Origin of the sequence: Bordetella sp. FB-8, from assembly GCF_000382185.1 — a bacterium.
Classification (GTDB): domain Bacteria; phylum Pseudomonadota; class Gammaproteobacteria; order Burkholderiales; family Burkholderiaceae_B; genus Bordetella.
In genome coordinates, this window is sequence record NZ_KB907784.1 from 986,146 (window position 1) to 1,007,638 (window position 21,493).

Annotated in this window: 17 protein-coding genes; 3 read left to right on the forward strand and 14 right to left on the reverse strand. The window is 63.5% G+C overall.

From position 1 onward, the window contains the following. The first annotated feature begins 154 nt into the window (after positions 1–154). Together H143_RS0104690 and H143_RS0104695 are read left to right on the forward strand one after the other, a co-directional pair. Positions 155–1,726, forward strand: a complete 1,572-nt coding sequence (locus H143_RS0104690; protein WP_019937074.1) for a sulfatase-like hydrolase/transferase — start codon at positions 155–157, stop codon at positions 1,724–1,726. 69 nt (positions 1,727–1,795) lie between these two features. After that, the gene (locus H143_RS0104695) at positions 1,796–3,112 is read left to right on the forward strand and encodes an MFS transporter (protein WP_019937075.1); all 1,317 of its coding nucleotides are present in this window, start codon (positions 1,796–1,798) and stop codon (positions 3,110–3,112) included. A 45-nt stretch (positions 3,113–3,157) separates the two neighbouring features. Here H143_RS0104695 and H143_RS0104700 read toward each other — a convergent pair whose 3' ends face one another. Both H143_RS0104700 and H143_RS0104705 read right to left on the reverse strand, forming a co-directional pair. Further along, positions 3,158–4,075: a response regulator transcription factor gene (locus H143_RS0104700; protein ID WP_196801283.1), complete on the reverse strand. Its 918-nt coding sequence runs from the start codon at positions 4,073–4,075 to the stop codon at positions 3,158–3,160. Next, positions 4,068–7,493, reverse strand: a complete 3,426-nt coding sequence (locus H143_RS0104705; RefSeq protein WP_019937077.1) for an ATP-binding protein — start codon at positions 7,491–7,493, stop codon at positions 4,068–4,070. Before H143_RS0104705 ends, H143_RS0104700 begins: the two co-directional genes overlap by 8 nt. Before the next feature lie 242 nt (positions 7,494–7,735). On the opposite strand from H143_RS0104705, the gene H143_RS22365 reads away from it, so the two are divergent. Continuing rightward, positions 7,736–8,158, forward strand: a complete 423-nt coding sequence (locus H143_RS22365; RefSeq protein ID WP_196801284.1) for a hypothetical protein — start codon at positions 7,736–7,738, stop codon at positions 8,156–8,158. 141 nt (positions 8,159–8,299) lie between these two features. Here the strand turns inward: H143_RS22365 and H143_RS21340 are convergent, their stop codons facing one another. From H143_RS21340 to H143_RS0104765, 12 genes are all read right to left on the reverse strand, one after another. Beyond that, a complete protein-coding gene (locus H143_RS21340; RefSeq protein ID WP_019937079.1) occupies positions 8,300–8,746 on the reverse strand; it encodes a CbbQ/NirQ/NorQ C-terminal domain-containing protein in 447 nt (148 codons plus the stop codon). Continuing rightward, entirely contained in the window at positions 8,700–8,843 is a 144-nt protein-coding gene (locus H143_RS22850; protein WP_231378456.1) for an AAA family ATPase, read from the reverse strand. The genes H143_RS21340 and H143_RS22850 overlap by 47 nt, the downstream gene beginning before the upstream one ends. A gap of 46 nt (positions 8,844–8,889) precedes the next feature. Next, positions 8,890–9,930, reverse strand: a complete 1,041-nt coding sequence (locus H143_RS0104720; protein WP_019937080.1) for an aliphatic amidase — start codon at positions 9,928–9,930, stop codon at positions 8,890–8,892. A gap of 30 nt (positions 9,931–9,960) precedes the next feature. Further along, positions 9,961–10,299: an FmdB family zinc ribbon protein gene (locus H143_RS0104725; protein ID WP_019937081.1), complete on the reverse strand. Its 339-nt coding sequence runs from the start codon at positions 10,297–10,299 to the stop codon at positions 9,961–9,963. Positions 10,300–10,359: 60 nt separating this feature from the next. Then, on the reverse strand, positions 10,360–11,586 hold the full coding sequence (gene fmdA, locus H143_RS0104730; protein ID WP_019937082.1) for a formamidase: 1,227 nt from the start codon (positions 11,584–11,586) through the stop codon (positions 10,360–10,362). Between the two features lie 74 nt (positions 11,587–11,660). Continuing rightward, positions 11,661–12,350: an urea ABC transporter ATP-binding subunit UrtE gene (gene urtE, locus H143_RS0104735; protein WP_019937083.1), complete on the reverse strand. Its 690-nt coding sequence runs from the start codon at positions 12,348–12,350 to the stop codon at positions 11,661–11,663. Between the two features lie 23 nt (positions 12,351–12,373). Further along, positions 12,374–13,120, reverse strand: coding sequence for an urea ABC transporter ATP-binding protein UrtD (gene urtD, locus H143_RS0104740; protein WP_019937084.1), 747 nt, complete (start codon positions 13,118–13,120; stop codon positions 12,374–12,376). A 32-nt stretch (positions 13,121–13,152) separates the two neighbouring features. Further along, on the reverse strand, positions 13,153–14,274 hold the full coding sequence (gene urtC / locus H143_RS0104745; protein ID WP_019937085.1) for an urea ABC transporter permease subunit UrtC: 1,122 nt from the start codon (positions 14,272–14,274) through the stop codon (positions 13,153–13,155). A gap of 16 nt (positions 14,275–14,290) precedes the next feature. After that, complete coding sequence (urtB, locus tag H143_RS0104750; protein ID WP_019937086.1) at positions 14,291–15,214, reverse strand: urea ABC transporter permease subunit UrtB; 924 nt, start codon at positions 15,212–15,214, stop codon at positions 14,291–14,293. A 96-nt stretch (positions 15,215–15,310) separates the two neighbouring features. Then, a complete protein-coding gene (locus H143_RS0104755; protein ID WP_019937087.1) occupies positions 15,311–16,600 on the reverse strand; it encodes a transporter substrate-binding protein in 1,290 nt (429 codons plus the stop codon). Positions 16,601–17,216: 616 nt separating this feature from the next. Next, positions 17,217–18,506 carry an aspartate aminotransferase family protein gene (locus tag H143_RS0104760; RefSeq protein WP_019937088.1) on the reverse strand — a complete coding sequence of 430 codons (1,290 nt, stop codon included), beginning with the start codon at positions 18,504–18,506 and terminating at the stop codon, positions 17,217–17,219. Beyond that, a complete protein-coding gene (locus H143_RS0104765; RefSeq protein WP_019937089.1) occupies positions 18,503–21,493 on the reverse strand; it encodes an FAD-binding and (Fe-S)-binding domain-containing protein in 2,991 nt (996 codons plus the stop codon). The genes H143_RS0104760 and H143_RS0104765 overlap by 4 nt, the downstream gene beginning before the upstream one ends.

Below are 21,493 nucleotides of genomic sequence, written 5' to 3' on the forward strand. Positions count from 1 at the left end.
GGGCTGTTCTGCCCGCGATTATGCCGCCGCGGCGTGCCCAAGCCACATCCTTTTGTGCATACGCACATACATTTGACTAGATCAATCGTATCCGCCTTTCCTAAGATCGCCCCATTCCGACAACCGGGCGCACAGCCCGCGCAAGGCAAAGATCATGGCGGCAACCCGCAACCTCCTTTTCATCATGTGCGACCAGTTGCGCCGCGACCATCTCGGCTGCTACGGCCACCCCTATCTGCATACACGCAACATCGACGCGCTGGCCACGCGCGGCGTGCGCTTTGACAATGCGTTCGTAAGCTCGGGCGTATGCGGACCGTCGCGCATGTCCTATTACACGGGACGCACGATGACCAGCCACGGCGCAAACTGGAACCGCGTGCCCATGTCGATCGGCGAAGTCACGCTCGGCGAATACCTGCTGCAGCACGGCCGCACCCTGGCGCTGGCGGGAAAGACGCACGTGCAGGTCGACGAACAGGGCATGCGACGGCTGGAAATCGCGCGCGCCAGCACGCTCGGCCAACGGCTGTCGACCGGGTCCTTTCTCGAGCTCGACCGCTACGACGGCCACCACGAGCCGGGCAAGGAGAGCGGCTATCCGCAATGGCTGCGCGAACACGGCTATGCGAGTGATCGCCCCTGGAGCGATTTCGTGATCTGCGTCCAGGACGAGGCCGGCAAGATCCACTCGGGCTGGCAGATGCGCAATGTGCGCTGGCCTTCGCGCGTGGCCGAACCGCATTCCGAGACCGCCTACATGACCAGCCAGGCGATCCGCTATATCGAGCAGCAGGGCGACGAACCCTGGGCTCTGCACCTGTCCTACGTGAAACCGCATTGGCCGTATGTAGCGCCGCGGCCCTACCACGATCTCTACACGCTGGACCAATGCCTGCGCCCCGTGCGCCGCCAAGTCGAGCACCAGAACGCACATCCGGTGCTCGCCGCCTACCGGCAGCACGAAGAAAGCCTGAATTTCGCCCGCGACGAGGTCTGCGACACGGTTCGGCCCGTCTACCAGGGCTTGATCCAGCAGATCGACGACCACTTGGGCAGGCTGTGGGAAACGCTCGAGCGCCTGGACCGCTGGAAGGACACTCTGATCGTCTTCACTGCCGACCATGGCGACTTTCTCGGCGACCACTGGCTGGGTGAAAAGGAAATGTTCTACGACACCGTGCAGCGCGTGCCGATGATCGTCCACGACCCCTCGCCGCTGGCCGACGCCACCCGCGGCGGCTCGCAGGCGCGCTTCGTATCGGGCATCGACGTCGTGCCGACCGTGCTGGATGCGTTCGGGCTGCCGTCCTACGACGAACGCATCGAAGGCCGGTCGCTGCTGGCGCTCACACGCACCGAGGCGGACCGGACCGCCGACTGGCGCGACTATGTCGTCTCTGAACTGGACTACAGCTTTCGCGCCGCGCGCCTGATCCTGGGCCGCCAGCCCGACGCCTGCCGCGGCTGGATGGTGCGCGACGAGCGTTGGAAATATGTCTACTGGACAGGCTACCGTCCGCAGCTATTCGATCTGGCGGCCGATCCAGACGAGTTCGTGGACCTGGGCGCCGACGCGAGCCACGAGACGATACGTGCCCGCATGCATGCCAGGCTCGCCGAATGGAACGGCGGACTCAAGCAGCGCGTGACCATCGACGACGCGACGGTGGAAAGCAAGACCAACACGCACAAAGACTGGGGCGTTTTCTTCGGCGAATGGTAGGCCGGAACACCTTGCCCCGACACGGCAAACTAAAAAATCGCGGTCCAGGATGGCCGCAGAGGAGACATCATGAACAACCCTTCGCCCCTGCAGCACGAGGACGCCGTCTACCGCAAGATCGCGCGGCGCATCGTTCCCTTCCTGTTCATCTGCTATGTGGTCAATTTCATCGACCGCGTGAATATCGGCTTTGCCAAGCTGCAGTTCCTGCACGACCTGAAGCTGAACGACGCGGTCTTTGGCGTCGCGGCGGGCATGTTCTTCATCGGCTATGTGATTTTCGAGCTACCGAGCAACCTGTACCTGGCCCGGGTGGGGGTGCGCAAGACCCTGCTGCGCATCATGGCGCTGTGGGGAACGCTGACCGTACTGCTGATGTTCGTGCAGAACGCCACGGAACTCTATGTCCTGCGTTTTCTGCTCGGCGCCGCCGAGGCGGGATTTTTTCCCGGCATCATCCTGTATTTCACCTACTGGTTCCCGGACAGCAGGCGCGGCCGCATCATGAGTCTGTTCATCATGGCCGTCCCACTCGCGGGCATAATCGGCGGCCCCTTGTCCGGCATGATCATGAGCCATCTGCACGAAGCGCTGGGGCTACGCGGCTGGCAATGGCTTTTCTTGATCGAGGGCGTGCCAGCGATCGCGCTGGGCATCATGGCCATGCTCTATCTGGACGATCGTCCCGCCGATGCGCGCTGGCTTTCCGACGCGGAAAAACAACAGGTGCAAGCTGCGCTCGAAGCGGACCGCCGGCGGCGCCTCGAACAGGACGCCCCGCCCGCGCGCCTGCGAGACGTGCTGCGCAATCCGCGCATTCAGATCTTGTCCGCCATTTATTTCTGCGTATTCATGGGTCTCAATGCCATCGGCTTCTGGATACCGACGCTGCTGCGCCAGGTCGGCGTGCGCGGCGTCGCCGAAATCGGCTGGCTTAGCGGCGCGATCTCGGTGTGCACCGCAATCGGCATCGTACTGGTCGGCCGTAGCTCCGATCGCAGCATGGAACGGCGCTGGCACCTGGCCATCTGTGGTTTCACGGTGGCCGCAAGCTTCCTGCTGCTGCCGCTTGCCGCGCACAATATCGCACTCACGACGCTGTTGCTGATCGCGGCATCAATCTGCATCTACGCGGTGTTGAGCATCTTCTGGACTATTCCGACGGCTTACCTCGAAGGCGGCAGCGCGGCCGGTGGCATCGCCACGATCACGGCCATCGGCGCACTCGGCGGTGCCATCAGCCCTTCGCTCGTGGGGGTGCTCAAGGCGCATACCGGCAACCTCTACGCGGGTCTGGCCGTCGTCGGTGCGCTGCTTGCCCTGGGCATGATCGCGATGCTGTTCACAGTACCCGCGCCGCGGCGCAATACAGCGCCCGTGCTCTAGAATCCGCAGGCCGCCCTGCCGCCGCAGCAGCCTGGAAAACCGCTCTCAATCCAGTCCAGGCTCAAGGCCAGCGCTCGCCAGCGCCGCTGCCGCAGCCCGCGTCTCGACGCCCAGCTTTCTGAAGATGTGCTCCAGGTGCTTGTTCACCGTTCGGGGACTCAGGCCCAGGATATCTCCAATGTCCCGGTTGGTTTTCCCCTTGGAAATCCAGGACAGAACTTCGGTTTCCCGCGGCGTCAGCGCCGCGCTTGCAAGCCTGGACGATGCGCTGATGCTTCCACTCTGGCGCTCGACCAGCAGCATGGTCTCGCCAACGCCAGTGCGCCCCAGGTTTTTGACGATATACGTCTGCCCCCCTTCGCCGCGCACGACACTGCTGCCCGGTTCGGCCAGAGCAGGCTCCACGAACATCGGCAAGCGGTCGGCGCCCGACTTAGGAGACGCTGCCTCCAGCCATTCCGTCGCCTTGGGAGACCGCCAGGCAATGCGCCCCTGTCCGTCCACCAGCACGACGCCCAGCGAAGCGACGTCCACCGCCTTCTGCGCCAGGCGCGCGATGCGCGCATTGCGGGTGTGGGTATGCAGACGCGCCAGGACTTCCGGGACTCGCACGGGCTTGACCACGTAGTCGACGCCGCCGCTGTCGAACCCCTGGAGCACCGATTCGGTGTCGGACAGCCCCGTCATGAAGATGACCGGAATGTGCGCCAGCGCAGGGTCACTCTTGATGCGCCGGCAAGTGTCGAAGCCGGACATCCTGGGCATCATGGCATCGAGCAGGATCGCATCCGGCACCACGATATGCATTCGGTCCATCGCGATTTCCCCGTCTCCGGCGACCAGCACGGTGTAGCCGGCATCCTCCAGCATCCGGCAAAGGACCGACAGGCTGCTCGGGGCATCGTCCACCACCAGAACGACCGGGCGCTCGGCCGATTCCATCGAGACGGCTGGCTCATTCATGATCATGGGACACCTGAACGAGGGCTTGTTTCAAGCCATCCAGATCGAACCGCCCCAGCAAGCGAACCAGACGCTCGCAATCGACGGCCAGCTCCGGATAGGCGCAACGCACCTCCTCCAGAATCGATGCCAGTCCGTTCACATGTCCGATACGCAATTCGCGCAACGCGCGAGCGTGGAAATCCCCGGGCAACTGGACCGGGCGGCCGAGAACCGAATCGGCCGCTTCGTCGTCGGTAATGCGTGGAGGTTCCGCGGCCAGCCACTCCAGCCCGAGATAGCGTTGCAGCGTATGCATCAGCTCCGACTCGATTACCGGCTTGCCGACGAACGCCTGGCAGCCGGCCGCTTGCAACAGATGTTGCCGATTCTCGAACACGGTTGCCGACACCAGGATGATGGGCATGGTGTATCCCGCCGCGCGCATGTGCCGCGCCGTCTCCCATCCGTCCATATCGTCCATCGAAATATCGAGAAGTATGGCATCCGGCTTACGGGGCGAAGTGGCCAAGAACTCCAGGCATTCCGTACCGCTGGCCGCCTCGAGAAATTCGAAGCCGACCGGCGCAAGCATACCGACCAGCATCTGCCGCTGCACCGGCTGATCGTCGACGACCAACAGGCATTTACGTTCCCCCAGGTAGCCCGAGGTGCGCAGCGGCATATCGGCCACTACGCCGGGGTCGGACACCTTGCGCAGGTAGAGTCTGACTTGAAATAGGCTGCCGGCCTTGGACGTGCGAACCAGCGCCAGCTCGCCGCCCATCAGCGAAGCCAGCAGCGCCGTGATGGTCAAGCCCAGACCTGTGCCTCCTTCTGAGCGACGCCGACCCGTCGCACCGCGTTCGAACGGGGAGAAGATACGTTGTTCGTCTTGCGGCGCAATGCCGATGCCTGTGTCCTGAACCTGGAAGATCAGCACCTCATGCAGGCAATCCACGTGCAGGGACACAGAACCCACGTCGGTGAAGCGCGCTGCATTGCTCAGGAGATTGATCAGGATTTGCCGCAGATACTTGGCATCGGCCAGCACCCACTCGGGCATGGGGCCGCTGTGGGTGTAGAGAAACTTCAAGCCCTTTCCCTCGATCTGAGGACGCACCATGGTCACCAGCTCGTCGAGAAATACCGGCAACGCCAACGGTGCGTTGTCCAGGCGCAAACGGCCTGCCTCGATGCGCGCAAGATCAAGCAGGCCGTCAACCAAAGCCAGCATATGCTCGGCGCTGCGGTGGATGGTTTTCACCCCATCCATGGCCGATGGCGCGAGCGCCTCGTTCTTCATCAGGATCTGCGAATAGCCAAGGATGCTGTTGAGCGGGGTGCGCAGTTCGTGGGTCATACCCGCGACATACCGCGTCTTGGCCTGATTGGCCGCTTCGGCGGACTCCTTCACGGCCTGCAGAACAGCGTCGGTGCGCTGGTGCGCCTCGATTTCCTGGGTGAGCAGATGATTCTGGCGATTGGACTCGTCCTGCGCCATGCGTCGGCTTTCGCTGGCCAGTACCACCCACCAGCTGCACACTGCGATGATAAGCAGCAGAATGGCCGAGATTTTGAAAAATACCGCCTGCATGGCGGACCCCATCATGCTCGCGTCCGGCACGACAGACTCCTGGATGTATACGACTCCCATCACGGCAAACAGCAGCAACGACAGCGAGAGAAACACCACCAGATAATGCGCCACGCGGAAGTTGACGCGTTGCGCAAACATTCTGGGCAGAACGGCGGCGAGCAGCGCCTTGGCCTGCTCGGCAGCACGCGAGCCTGTTTTGCACCGGTCGTGGCAACGCGACTCCAGCGAGCAGCACAGCGAGCAGATAGCGGCGTCGTAGGCTGGACAATGCGACATGTCCTCCGACTCGAAAACGTTGTCGCAAACGCTGCATCGGACCGATTCTCCCGGCTTGAAGGCCGGGACATCGGCACGGGCTATGTAATAACGGCCCCCGGTCAACCAGGCGATCAAGGGCGAAACCGCCATGGAGACAGCCAGCGCGATCAGCGGCGCCAGCGCTTGCGCGGTCGTTCCCAGCACACCCAGGTGCGCCGCGATGGAGAGCACCGCCGCCGGCACCATCGCCCCGATACCAACCGGATTGATATCGTAAAGATGGCCGCGCTTGAATTCGATGCCGGGGGGGCTCAGCCCCAGCGGCTTGTTGATTACCAGATCTGCGACCAGAGCGCCCACCCAGGCGATTCCGATGTTGCTGAACAGGCCGAGCACGTGCTCAATGGCATGGAATACGTCCATCACCATCAGCATCAGCGCGATCATCACATTGAAAACCAGCCACACCACGCGTCCCGGATGGCTGCGGGTCAAGCGCGCGAAAAAATTGGACCAGGCCAGCGAACCCGCATAGGCGTTGGTCACGTTGATCTTCACCTGCGAGACGACCACGAACAGCGTCACCACCCCGACGATCAACGCAGGGGAGTTGAACACGTAGGTGTATCCAGTAAGGTACATCTGCGTCGGTTCCACGGCGTGCGCCTGCTCAACGCCATGCTGGATCGCCAAGTAGACCAGGAAGGCTCCGCCGATCATCTTGAGCACACCCGGCACAATCCAGCCCGGACCCGCAAGCAGCACGACGGCCCACCAGCGCACCCGGTTCTCGCTGTTGCGCTTGGGCAGGAACCGCAGGAAGTCCACCTGCTCGCCGATTTGAACGATAAGCGAGAACGCCACGGTCACCGCGGCGCCAAACATGGAGAGATTAAAGCCGCTGCTTCCTGAAATGCGGCCCGCGAAATGCGTGAACTCGGAGAACGCCTGCGGCCGCACCCAGGCAATGGTCAGATACGGCAGAACCAGGAGGAATAGCCAGACGGGCTGCGTCCAGGCCTGCAGTCGGGAGATCAGGGTGATGCCGCGCATGGCCAGGGGAATGATGACCAGCGCACTCAACAAATAGCACCAGATCAGCGCGATGCCCAGCGACATCTGCAAGGCGAGCGCCATGATGGCCGCCTCGAGCGCGAAGAAAATGAAGGTGAAACTGGCGTAGATAAGGGAGGTAATGGTGGAACCCAGGTAGCCGAACCCCGCGCCCCGAGTCAACAGGTCCATGTCCAGGCCGTACCGGGCGGCGTAATAACCGATGGGAAGTCCAGTCAGGAAAGTGACCAGCCCGACCACCAGAATTGCCACCACCGCATTGGTGAATCCGTAGTTCAGCGCGATGGTGCCGCCGATGGCCTCCATGGCCAGGAAGGACACCGCGCCGAAAGCCGTGTTGGCCACGCGCAACTCCGACCACTTCCGGAATTTGCCCGGCGTGTAGCGCAGCGCATAGTCCTCCATGGTCTCGTCGGCCACCCAGGCGTTGTAGCTGCGCCGGATGCGAAAAATTTTCTGGGTTGCAGCAGCCACAGGGGTCCGTCCGGGGCCGGCATAGCCCGTCATTACTCACCGTTGCCCATGATATTGCATCCTGGCTATCCCCTACCCCGTCATTTGACGTATTCGTCCCCGGTTTGAGTCGCCGTTCCAGACGGCGGCGGGCGGCTCACCTTCTCGGGCGCAGCGCTTGTGCAGCCACCATGAGGACCTCCACCCCGAAGGTCTGTGCATCCTTTCGCGCACGACGCAAGTCCTCCTGAAGATAGCGGGGATCGTGGCTGTCGACGTCGTGGGCCTGTCCGTCCGTGAGCAGCACGATGCGGCGCCTTGCACCCTGTGGCTCCTGGGCGACCAGATCGGTCGCTGCGCGCACCGCCGCACCCAGCCGCGAGGAGAGCCCCGGGACCAGGCGGCATAGGCGCGCCCACGCCATCGCGGCATCGACGGGATCGCCGAAGTCCCGCAGGCATTGCATCTGCACCCGCGCGCGTGTCAGAGGCAAAGGCGAACACCGCGCAGCGTCCGCCCGGGCGCAGCACGCCATCGGCCAGCGCGAGGGCAAGCCATTCGACCCGTGCGTCTTCCAGCAGGCATACCCGTATCTGCTGGGTCTGCCGCAGGCCGCTGCGCGGCATGGGCGCACGCCCGAACCGGCGGTGCGCGGCGGCGTGCGCGAGCGTGGCGAGATCCAGACGCATTGCGTCTGCGCACGAGAGCAGGGTCGGTAGATACCCGTCGTCCGTGTCGATCCGCGCGCGCTGCGGATGAAAGTCTTCGGGCAGTCGGCGCAGAACCGGCGAGCTTCCCCAGAGCATGCGCACATAGACAGGCAAATGCCCTCGGATCGCGGCAACGACGGTCATCTGCGTTCAGAACGCGGCGTCCACCGCGGCCGAGAGGGCGGCGCAAAGGTCGGGGTCGTCCGTGAGCGCGGACACCACTGCCATGCGGCAGGCCTGGCCGGCAGACATGCCCTGCGTCACCAGCCCGCCCGCATGCACCAGCATGCGGGCGGACGCGCCCTCCTCCAGACCTGCGTCCTGCAGGGTGCGGGTCTTGCGGCCCAGCGCAACCAGGCGGCGCGCAGTTTGCGCATCGACGCCCGATTCGCGCGCCACGATGGCCGTTTCGATTTCCGCCTCGGGATAGGCGAAGTCCTTCGCGCAAAAGCGCTGGCGCGTCGATGGCTTCAGCCCCTTGCCCAGGCCCTGGTAGCCCGGATTGAACGAGGCCAGCAGGAGAAAATCCGGATGGGCCCTGACCTGCTCGTTACGCGCCTCGATGGGCAGGACGCGCGGCGAAAGTGAGCGGACCATCCTGCCAGCGCGTACCGTCGGCATCGAGCAGCCAGCGGCCGACCGGCGCATAGTACGGTTCGGCGACGATCCGCCACGAGGCCAGAGGATCGGACATCAGTTCCCGCCCCCCGTCAGGCCCGGGCGGACACCTCGGGCACGGATCATTTGTGCCCGACCGATTCCGGATTCGGAATGCCGGGGACCGGGCATTCTTCGGTGCCGACCATCGGGCGGGTCAGTTGCTCCACCATCTTCTGCGTGCCGTCGGGATCATTGACCCACTTGGCATAGAAGTCGTACGGGCAGGCGGCCACGCCCTTGTCGCCTTCCTGCGAATTGATCTTGCCCGTGTAGCCGCGATGCAGCAGCTTGAACAGGTGGTTCTCGGACTGGCCGTTCTTGCGGGCGTCGCGGATCAGGCTGGTGCTGAGCGCCGCGTACTGAATGCCGTATTCCTCCTCGCCGCACTCTCCCAGAGTGCGGCCGTCGAATCCGACAAGGGCCGAATGGCCGAAGTAGGAGTACACGCCGTCGAATCCGGCGGCATTCGCCACCGCGACGTAGACGTTGTTGGCCCATGCCATGGCCTTGGCCATGAGCACCTGCTGGTCCTTGGCCGGGTACATATAGCCCTGGCAGCGCACGATGAGCTCCGCGCCCTTCATCGCACAGTCGCGCCAGATCTCCGGATAGTTGCCGTCGTCGCAGATGATCAGACTGATCTTCAGGCCCTTGGGACCCTCGGACACATAGGTGCAATTGCCCGGATACCAGCCTTCGATCGGAACCCAAGGCATGATCTTGCGGTACTTCTGCACGATCTCGCCTTGGTCGTTCATCAGGATCAGCGTGTTGTAGGGCGCCTTGTGCGGATGCTCCTCATGCTGCTCGCCAGTAAGCGAGAAAACGCCCCATACTTTGGCCTTGCGGCAGGCCTGGGCGAAGATTTCGGTCTCCGCGCCGGGCACGGTGGATGCGGTGTCGTACATCTCCTGGGCGTCGTACATGATGCCGTGGGTGCTGTATTCGGGAAAGATCACCAGATCCATCCCCGGCAAGCCGACCTTCATGCCTTCGACCATCGAGGCAATCTTGCGCGCGTTGTCCAGCACTTGGGCGCGGGTGTGCAGGCGCGGCATTTTATAGTTCACCACGGCCACGCCGACCGTGTCCCTGCTGCTCGAAATATCGCCGTGAAGCATGATGTGTCCTCGTTATGGCATGGGCGCAGCTCAATGGCTGATCATCCACGGCCGTTTAGTGGGAAAACCCTTGGAGCCATCGGCTGCGCGCGCCGTGGCCTTGGCGCTGCTGCCGCAGCACCCGCAACCGGGCGGGTGCTTGTAGGCGCGGTACTCGCCGCTGCTCATCGGCGCGTGCGCCGCGCGCTCGTTGGCGGCATGCGCCGCGCGTGAACCGCCGGACATCGCCGACAAGGCAGGCGCCGATGCGATGACTCGGCGCGCCTGCTTGTGGCACATCGGACAGCTGCAACGGGCATCGCGCTGGTCCACCCGGCGCAGCATGTCGAAAATTCCGCAGGTGTCGCACTGGTATTCATAGGTCGGCATGACGGCCTCCTGTCGGGATCGGCGAAGACCGCGCCGCGCACGGGCCTCGCACCATGAGGGTCAATCTTCGGACAGCGGCAGGTCGACCCCGCCGGTGATGCGCTTGATCGGCCCGGCCGCCGTCGGATTGATATCGAACTCGAAAATCTCAGTGGGAAGCCACAAGGTGGCGCATGCGTTGGGAATGTCCACCACACCGCTGATGTGCCCCTGCACCGGCGCCGTGCCGAGAATGGAATAGGCCTGCGCGCCCGAGTAGCCGAATTTCTTGAGGTATTCGATGGCGTTCAGGCAGGCCTGGCGGTAGGCCACGTGCACGTCCAGATAGTGCTGCTGCCCCTGCTCGTCCACCGAGATGCCCTCGAAGATCAGGTAGTCCTTGTAGTTCGGGGTGACGGGGCTGGGTTTGAAGATCGGGTTCTTGATGCCGTATTTGGCCATGCCGCCCTTGATGAGGCTGACGCGCATGTGCACCCAACCCGCCATTTCGATGGCGCCGCAGAACGTGATTTCGCCGTCCCCCTGGCTAAAGTGCAGATCGCCCACCGACAGGCCGGCCCCGTCCACATAGACCGGGAAGAAGACTTTCGATCCGCGCGACAGGTCCTTGATGTCGCAGTTGCCGCCATGCTCGCGCGGCGGCACGGTGCGCGCACCTTCGGCTGCGGCCTTGTCGCGCGCCTCGCCCGTGAGCTTGCCCATGTGCGCCGTCTTGGCAAACGGGGGATTGGCAAGCGGCGGCACCCGCTCGGGCTGCGTGGCGATGAAGTCCACCTCGCGCGTGTTCCACGTATCGAGCATGGCCTGGTCCGGCAGGCAGCCGATCAGGCCAGGGTGGATCAGGCCGGCGAAATTGACGCCGGGAATATGGCGCGAACTGGTGAACATGCCGTGAAAGTCCCAGATGGACTTCTGCGCTTTGGGGAAGTGATCGGTGAGAAAGCCGCCGCCGTTCTTCTTGCTGAAAAAGCCGTTGAAGCCCCACAGGCTGTCGGGCTTGGCGCCGATGTCGAGCAGATCCACCACGAGCAGGTCGCCGGGCTGGGCGCCTTCGACACCGACCGGGCCCGACAGAAAGTGCACCGTGCTCAGATCAATGTCGCGCACATCATCCGCGCTGTCGTTGTTCTTGATGTAGCCCCCGGTCCAGTCGTAGGTCTCGAGGATGAAGTCGTCGCCGGGCTTGACCCAGGTGGCCATGGGAATGTCCGGGTGCCAGCGGTTGTGGACTAGTTCGTTCTCGTAGGGCGACTGGGCGAGATCGACTTTGATGAGGGTATCGGCCATCATGAACTCCTTGTTGGATCGTTGAAAACAAGCCGTCTGCCGCCTGCGTGCGACCCGCAGGACGGCCGGCGCGATTAAATCGACAGGTACCGGCTGATGGTCGGCTCGTCCACGTTGGCTCGGATGTCCTCGTAGACGAAACGGCCTTTGTCGATGACAAAGAAACGGTCGGCGATATCGAGCGTGAAACTGAGAACCTGCTCCGAAACCACGATGGTGAGCTTGCGCATGTCGCGGATTTCCTTGAGGCTTTTGGCGATGTCCTTGATGATCGAGGGCTGAATGCCTTCGGTCGGCTCGTCGAGCAAAAGCACCTTGGGGTTGGTCGCCAGCGCGCGCGCGATCGCGAGCTGCTGCTGCTGGCCGCCCGAGAGATTTCCGCCCTTGCGCCCGCGCATGTCGAACAGCACCGGAAACAGCGCATAAAGCTCGTCGGGAACCACCCCTCTGGCGCCGGGCGCAAGGCCGGTCTGAATGTTCTCCAGCACCGTCATGTGCGAAAAAATCATGCGCCCCTGCGGCACATAGGCAATGCCCTGCGCGACGCGCTGGTAAGGTTCCAGCCTGCCAAGCGTGGCCCCGTCCACCGATACATCGCCCCCGAAGGCGGGCAGGATGCCCATCAGCGTGCGGAACAGCGTGGACTTTCCCATGCCGTTGCGCCCCATGATGGCGACGATCTCCTGCTTATCGATGTCGAAGCTCAGATCATGTATGACCTTGCTCTGCCCGTATCCGGACGAAAGACCCTTGACACTGAACATGGATGCTGACATCACCGGCTCCTTCAATGGCCCAGGTAGACTTCGATCACTTTCGGATTGTTCTGCACGGAATCCATATCGCCCTCGGCCAGCATCTTGCCCTGGTGCAGCACCGTGACCTTATGCGCGATGCGCTTGACGAACTCCATGTCGTGCTCGATCACGATCACCGAACGCCCCTGCGATATGCGCTTGAGCAAGTCGGCGGTCTTCTCGCGCTCGGACACGCTCATGCCCGCCACGGGCTCGTCGAGCATCAGCAGCTCGGGATCCTGGATGATCAGCATCCCGATCTCCAACCATTGCTTCTGGCCGTGACTGAGCAGACCAGCCTGCGTATGCAGATGGTCGGATAGAAAAATAGTGTCGAGCACTTCGTGGATGCGATCGACCACCTCGGCGGTGCGCTCGAACAGCAGCGACCCCATCACGCCGCGGCCGCGCGGGTAGGAGATCTCCAGGTTCTCCATCACCGAAAGGTTCTCGTAGATGGACGGGTTCTGGAATTTGCGCCCCACTCCGGCCTGCACGATCCTGTGCTCGGACAGGGAGGTCAGTTCCACCCCGTTGAATTTGATGGTCCCGGCCGTGGCCTTGGTCTTGCCGCATATCAGATCGAGCACGGTGGTCTTGCCCGCGCCGTTGGGTCCGATCACCGCGCGCAACTCGTTCTTTTGCACATAGAAGTTCAGGTCGTCCACCGCCTTGAATCCGTCGAAAGATACGGTCAAGTTCTCGATGGCGAGGGCGATTTCGTAGGATAAGGTCATGGGGCTCGGTGTCCTTCTTTGCGGATGTGCGGCTAAACCTGCTGGTTCGCCGGCTTGCGGCCCGCCATTGCGCCAAGCCTGCCGATCCGATCCTTGATGTAGGTGCTGTAAAGCCCGGCCAGGCCATTGGGGAAGAACATCACCACGCCGATGAACAGCGCGCCCATCAGCAGCAGCCAGAGGGAAGGGAAGCTTTCGGAAAACGCCGTCTTGCCGTAGTTGACGAGAAGCGTGCCGTACACGGCGCCCACCAGCGACATGCGCCCGCCGATGGCCGCGAAGATCACCATCTCGATCGAAGGCACGATGCCGATGAACGAAGGCGACATGAAGCCTACCTGCAGGGTGAACATCGCCCCGCCGATCGCCGAGATCGCCGCGCCCAGGCAGAAGACGAATATCTTGAAGTTCGCCACGTCGTAGCCCGAGAAGCGCACGCGGTCCTCCCTGTCGCGCATGGCCAGCAGCAGGCGCCCCAGCTTGGACGACAGCACGTAGCGGCAGAGCATGATGGTCGCGATCAGAAGCGCGCCGTTCACGTAGTACAGGATGTACTTGGCCGAATTGGTGTTGATGTTCCAGCCGTGCATCGTCTTGAGGTCCGTGATGCCGTTGATGCCGCCTGTCCAGCCCTGCTGCCCGACCACCAGAATGGTCAGGATCGCGGCGATCGCCTGGGTAATGATCGAGAAATACACGCCGCCCACGCGGCGTTTGAACATCGTCACGCCGATGAGGTAGGCGAACGCCGCAGGCACCACGAAGACGGCGACCAGTGCGAAGGTCAGGCTATGGAACGGCACCCAGAAGAACGGAAGATGCGTCACCTGGTTCCAGTCCATGAAGTCGGGGATGCCGGGCGTGGTCTGATGGACCGTGCTCACCGGATCGGACGCCTCCAGCTTCAGGAACATCGCCATGCAGTAGCCCCCCAGGCCGAAGAACACCCCTTGCCCCAGGCTGAGCACCCCGCCGTAACCCCACACCATCACCAGGCTTACCGCGGCAAAGGCGTAAGTCAGGTATTTGCCGACCAGATTCAGCCTGAAAATATCCAGGGACGCCGGAAGGAGCAGGAAAATCAGTGCGCAAAGAATGAGCAGTTCGATGGCTCCCGACTTCCCGCCGAGAAATTTGCTATAGAAGGTTTGCATGGTTTTCCCCTTCGGCTTATTTCCGGACTCTGGCCGCGAACAGGCCTTCGGGACGGAGCATCAGAATGACGATGATGGCGAGCAAGGTGGTTACTTTCCCCATGGCGTTGGTCATGAAGAACGTGAGTACCGACTGCACCTGCGCAATGGAAAACGCCGAGGCCACGGTGCCCAGCAGGCTGGCCGCGCCGCCGAAGACGACCACCAGGAACGTGTCGACGATGTAGAGCGAACCGCTGGTCGGGCCTGTCGATGCGATGGTCGTGAAGGTCGCGCCGGCGATTCCGGCAATCCCGCATCCCACGGCAAAGGTGATCCTGTCGACTTTCTTCGTATTGATCCCGACCGAGCCGGCCATGATCCGGTTCTGCGTGGTGGCGCGAACATGCAACCCCCAGTTGGATCGATACAGAAACAGCATCACCGCGCCCGTCACCAGAGCTGAAATCAGCAGGACGAACAAGCCGTTCAGGGGAATGTCGATGGTATCCGTGGCCTTCCAGGCCCCCATCAGCCAGCTCGGCAACGTGGCGCTCACTTCGCGCGCACCGAAGACCGACCGGAATGCCTGCTGCATGATCAGACTCAAGCCCCAGGTTGCGAGCAGCGTGTCCAGCGGTCGCCGATACAAATGCCGTATCAGCAGGAACTCGACGACATAGCCGACCCCGAAGGCGACGAAGAACGAGGCCGCGATCGCGAAGATGAAGTAGTACGGGACGAGCGCGGGGAAATAGGCTGTGGCGACCTTGGAGAGGACATAGATCGTGTAGGCGCCGATGGTCATGAACTCGCCATGCGCCATGTTGATCACCCCCATCTGACCGAAAATGATCGCCAGCCCCAGGGCCATGAGAAGAAGGACGCTGAACAGGCTCAACCCGGAAAACCCCTGCATGACAAGGATCGACCACAAATCGGAAAGCGAATAGCCACCCATGAAAACGCTCCAATGCAGATTGAACCTGCGCGATTGCTGCGCAAGACCCAAGACCCGCGGCGGCCTTGCGGTCGCAGCCGGGTCAACGCAATCCGATCAATAGCCCTTGGGGAACGGATCGGGCATGATGTAGTCGGACGTGTAGACGATGTCCGCCTGGCCGTCGCTGCGCCATTTGCCGATGCGCAGACGGGTCTTCAGGTGATGGTTGGGCTCGAGATAGATCATGCCTTCGGGTGCGTCGTAGCTGATCTTGCCGCTTTGCTCGGCCGCCACCACCTTGTCCGTGTCGAAGCTTCCCGCCATCTCGACCGCGGCCTTCCACAGCCACGGCCCTTCGTAGGCCGCCTGGGTGACGTCGCCGATGGGGGCATCCGCTCCGGCCACCGCCTTGAACTGCTTGACGAATTCCTTGTTGCGCGGCGTATCCAGCGATTCGAAGTACTTCATCGCGGAATAGAACCCCACGAGGTTTTCGCCGCCGATGCCCTTTGCCTCGTCTTCGGTCACCGACACGGTCAGCAGATTATGGTTCTGCCCGTTGATGCCCGCGGCCTTGAGCTGCTTGAACCAGGAGACATTGGAGCCGCCGACGACCGCGGCGTAGATCACGTCGGGCTTCTTGAGACGGATCTTGTTGATCGTGGAGCCGAAATCGGTGCTGCCCAGCGCCGCATATTCCTCCCCGACGACCTGACCATGCAGAACGCGGGTAATGTATTCGCGCGCCAGCTTCATGACGGTGCGCGGCCAGATGTAGTCCGAGCCGATCAGGTAGTAGGTCTTGGCCTTTTTCTTGTCGGCAAACCACTTGAGTCCGGCGAAGACTTGCTGGGTGGCCTCCTGGCCGGTGTAGACGACATTCTTCGATTGTTCCAGGCCTTCATAGAAGGTCGGGTAGTACAGCAGGCCGTTGTCGCGCTCGAGCACCGGCAGCACGGCCTTGCGCGAGGCCGACGTCCAGCAGCCGAAGATCGCGGCGACGTGATTTTCCTCGAGCAGTTTCTTGGCTTTCTCGGCGAATGTCGGCCAGTCGGACGCGCCGTCTTCCTGGATGAACTTGATCTTTCGGCCCAGCACGCCGCCCATCGCGTTGATCTGGTCGATGGCCAGCTTTTCCGCCTCGATCGATCCCGTCTCTGAAATAGCCATGGTGCCTGTCGACGAATGCAGGATGCCGACGGTCACCTCAGAATCGGTCACCGCGAGCTGGGTGGTATTGACCTTCGCGGTCGGCGGAGTTTGCGCGTGGGCCATCCCGCCGACGCAAAGCAGAGGAAGGCTGGCAAGCGCCGCCACAAGCGTGCGGCGCACAGGGGAATTCAGGTGGCGCGCGCCCACCGCATCTTGAACTGCGACGCCTTTCGGCAGTTTCTTCCTGGACATAACAAATTCTCCCGGCTGATAAACGTTGGCCTTTGAAACTCCACAGGTCATGTGCCGAAGCGGCGACATGGAACGCAGTATGTGTTGGGCCCGCGCATGCGCAAATACGTTGTTTGACATACGCTCGCCCAATTGGCGCAGACGTCGATCGCATCGGTGTCTTATGTTCTGAACAACAAGGAACAGGCCGTCGGTCCGGTCCTGCGCCGGCACGAAGTGCCAACCGTTGTGCTGGAGCGTCGCCTGGACGAGATCAGCGCCTTAGTGCTTGCGAACCCTTTCGAGCCGGGCACGGGCGGCCTGCTGTCGCCGACGCTGTGCTGCATCGAATCCGATAGTGCAGAAGGGCCGGCGCGCGGCGGCGCCGCTCCTGGCGAAAGTAGCGGTCCCTTCCTCTTCCGAACCGAGGTTTATGCCGAGCCTTATGCCGCGGGCATGTCAATAGGTCAAAAATTGACCCGTCAAAGACGGCCCGCCGCAAGGGGGCGCGACACAGGACCGCCCCGGAAGGAAAAAAGTAACCGTAGGCTGACCGGCTGTGGCTCCATCTCGGGCCTGCGCGTGCATACCTACCGGCGCGGCGATGCACGCCGCGCGATCGTGGACCGATTACGGCTCAGCGCTTGGCGCGCGCGCGTTCGATCGCGCCGTGCAAGATGGTCAGCGCTTCCTGGGCCAGATCCAGCGGTGTATTGAGCGGCGCAAGCAGGCGCAGGGTATTGCGGTACACGCCGCACTTGATCACCAGCAGCCCGCCTTCGCGGCACTGGTCGATCACCGCCTGGGTGAAATCAGCATCCGGCTGGAAGGGATCGCCGTCACGCACGAACTCCAGGCCCAGCATGGCCCCCATGCCGCGGACCGTGCCTATCTCCTTGAACTCGGCCGCCAATTTATCCAGACCCGCGCGCAGGGTCTGGCCCAGCGCGCGGCTCTTCTCCAGCAGCCGCTCCTGCTCGAAAACATCGAGTACCGCCAACGCGGCGGCGCAGGCCAGCGGGTTGCCGGCATAGGTGCCGCCCAGGCCGCCCGGCGTGGGGGCGTCCATGATCTGGGCACGCCCGACCACGCCCGACAAGGGCAGGCCCCCCGCCAAGCTCTTGGCAACGGTCACCAGGTCGGGCTGGATGTCGGCATGCTGGAAGCCGAACATCTGGCCGGTGCGCCCGAATCCGGCCTGGATTTCGTCGAGAATGAGCAAGATGCCGTGCTTCTCGGTCAGCGCGCGCAGGGCCTGCAGGAACGCCTTGCCGGCCGGCAGAAAACCGCCGTCGCCCTGCACCGGTTCGAGAATGACGGCGGCTACGCGCTCGGGCAGAATCTGTGTCGCGAACAGGTTGTTCAGCTCACGGATCGCGTCATCGCTGGAGATGCCGTGATACGGATCGGGATAAGGCGTGTGATAAACCTCGCCTGCAAAAGGCCCGAAATTCTGCCGATACGGCGCACTGAAACCGGTCAGCGTCGCGCCCAGCAGCGTGCGGCCGTGAAAGCCGCCGCGAAAGGAAATGATGCCGGGCACATTGCGATAGGCCCGCGCAATTTTGATGGCGTTCTCGACCGCCTCGGCGCCGGTAGTCACAAGCAGGGTCTTGTAGGGCTCGTCGCCGCCGACCAGCCTGTTGAGCTTGGCAGCCAGATCGACATAGACGTCGTAGCCGGCGACCTGGAAGGCCGCATGCGAGACGCGCTCGAGCTGCTTGTGCACGGCCGCCACGACCTTCGGGTGGTTGTGGCCGATGTTCTGTACGCCGATACCGCCTACGAAGTCGATATAGCGACGCCCCTCGACATCCCAGAGCAGCGAGCCTTGCGCCTTGTCGGCAAAGATGGGGTGCGCGGTGACGAGGCCTTGCGGCACGTTCTGGACGCGGGATGCGATATAGGCCTGGTTGGTGCGGTTCATTGCAGTATTACCTCGTCGGTAGTGATGCGCGACCTATCGGCCGCGGCATGATGAAGGTCCGGGGGAAAGCGCGAAGTCGATTGCGGCGCGTGGGCGGCGTGCTCGGCCAGGACTTCGGCCAGGTGCCGGGCGCGGCGGCCGCTCAGCTTGCTTATCTGGCTGCGGCAGCTGAAACCGTCGGCCACCAATTCGGCCTGCTCGGGCACTTGCGCCAGCTTGGGCAGCAGTTCGAGTTCGCCGACGCGGCGCGCCACGGCGGCAGTCTTGGTGTGATAGCCGAAGGCGCCCGCCATGCCGCAGCAGCCGGTATCGAGTACCTTGGCGCCGAGTTTTTTCTCGGCCTGCGCTCCGCCGCAGGCGCGATGGTGGCAATGCGCGTGCACGTGGGCCTGGGCCGCTTCGGGCAGGCGCAGGCCCGCCTCGCTGGCAAACTCGGCCATGGTGCGGGTCAGGCTGGCCAGGCGCGCCGCGCGCGGATCGTGCGCCAGCAATGCGGCCATCTCGTCGCGAAAGACCGACAGGCAGCTGGGTTCGAGTACCAGCACGGGCACACCGGCGGCCAGGGGCTCGGCCAGCAGATCCAGTATCTCCAGCAGATTTCCGCGCGCCTGGTCCAGCAGGCCGGAATCGTAGAATGGGCGGCCGCAGCACACGTGCCGCTCGGTCAGGCGCGGCCGGTAGCCGGCGGCCTGCACGACCGTCACGGCGGCCTGCAGCACGTGCGGCGTGAACCCGTTGTTGAAAGTGTCAGTCCAGACGATAACGTCCTTGGCGCCATAGGCCTGGCGATCGGCTTGCAGAGTCCGCGCTGCCAGCATGCGGCGAAAGGCCTTGCCCGCAATCCTGGGAAAGGCCACGTCGGCGGCCAGGCCGAATACCTTGCCCGCGCGCCGCAGCAGTGCGTTTCCCAGCACGCCATTGACCAGGCCGCTGAGGCGCGTGGCGGCAGGCAGCCACTGACCCAGCCGGCCGACCATCGCGTCCATGGGCGCGCGCAGCCGGTTCTCGTAATAACGATGGAGGAATTCGCTGCGGTACTTGGGTATGTCCACATGCGTGGGGCAGTCGTTCTTGCACCCCTTGCACGACAGGCACAAGTCCATGGAGTCCTTGACCGCGCGGGCATCCGCGTCCTGCGCGATCAGGCCGCCGTTGAGCAGTTCGAAGAACAGACGCGCCCGGCCGCGCGTAGAGTAGCTTTCCTCGCGCGTGGCCTTGAAGCTCGGGCACATGGTGCCGCCGTCGAGCGCGCGGCACTTGCCCATGCCGATGCAACGCTCGGTTTCCCGGGCATAGCCGGTGCCGGGTTCCTCACCCATGGGATAGGTGAACAGGCTGCGGACCTGCGGCGGGCGATAGTCCGGCCCCATGCGCAGATTGGCGTGCGCCGGCATGGCATCGATGAGTTTGCCGGGATTCATCAATCCGGCCGGATCCCACAGGCCTTTGAATTCCCGGAAAGCCTGCATCAGCCGCGGCGAGAACATGAGGTGTAGGAATTCGCCCTTGGCCTGGCCGTCGCCGTGCTCGCCCGAAAGCGAGCCCTGGTACTTGACGACCAGGGCGGCGGCCTCGGCGAGAAAAGCGCGCCAGTCCTGCACGCCGCGCCTGGAGCGCAGATCGAAGGTGATGCGGGAATGGATGCAGCCATCGCCGAAGTGGCCGTACATATTGGTCTTGTAGCCGTAGCGTTGGACCAGCGCGGAGAACTCGCGCAGATACTTGCCCAGCAGGGCGGGCTCCACCGCGGCATCCTCCCAGCCGACGGTAGGGTCGGGCTGGCCATTCACGCGCGAGAGGGAGGTGGCCGAGGCCCCGGTTTCGCGTAGGGTCCACAGGCGATTGATCAACGAGGCCTCGTCCACCAGCCGCGCGCGCGGCCGGCTGTCCAGGCCGCGCGCCACAGCCATGGCGGCCTGCGCCTGGGCCAGTGCCTGGGCGCGGTCGTTCGCGCCGAACTCGACCAGCAGCCACGCCTTGCCTTCGGGCAGCTCGGCGATGTCATCGAGCTTGAGGCCCAGTTCCTTCAGGCCGCCGACGATGCCATGGTCCAGGCCTTCCATGGCGATGGCCCCCAGGGGCAGCAGGTCCGGCACGCTGTCGGCGGCATCGAAGATCGTGTCAAAGCCCAACACCACCAGTACCCGCTGCGCCCGACCTTCTACCAAGGTGGTCTCGGCGCGCAGCACCGTGGCGCAGGTGCCTTCGGAGCCGACCAGCGCGCGGGCGATGTTAAAGCCGTTCTCGGGCAGCAGCTGATCCAGGTTGTAGCCCGACACGCGGCGCTTGAGTTTTGGAAAACCTTGCCGGATGTCCTCGGCGTAGCGCGTGACTAGTTCCTTGAGGCCACGCACGATACGCGCCCGCTCGCCGCCGGCGGCCAAGTGCTCGGCATACCCGTCCGGGTCTGTCGGGCCGACCCAGAAGCTCTCGCCCGTAATGGTCAGCACTTGCAAGCGCTCGATGTTCTCGACCGTCTTGCCTGCCATGACCGAGTGCGCACCGCAGGAGTTGTTGCCTATCATGCCGCCCAGCGTGCAGCGGCTATGCGTGGCGGGGTCGGGACCGAAGGTCAGGCCATGATCGGCGGCGGCCTTCTTGAGCTGGTCGCAAATCACCCCGGGCTGCACGCGGGCCACGCCGCGCAGTGCGTCGATGTGTTCGATGGCGTTCAGATACTTGGAGTGATCGATGCAGACGGCCTCGTTGACCGCCTGCCCGCACATGGACGTGCCCGCGCCGCGCGGCAGCACAGCAATGCCCAGTTCGCCGCAGGCACGCACGGCAGCTTCCAGATCCCGCATGCTGCGCGGGATCACCACACCCAGTGGCAGCTGCCGATAGTTGGAGGCCTCCGAGGCGTAGAGCGCGCGGCTGGCGGCGTCGAAACGCAGCTCCGCCGTGGTCCGGGATTGCAGACGGCTGCGCAGCTGCAAGAGCAGGTTGAGGTCGCCCTTGACGCCGCCCTGATTCAAGACCGTGGACAT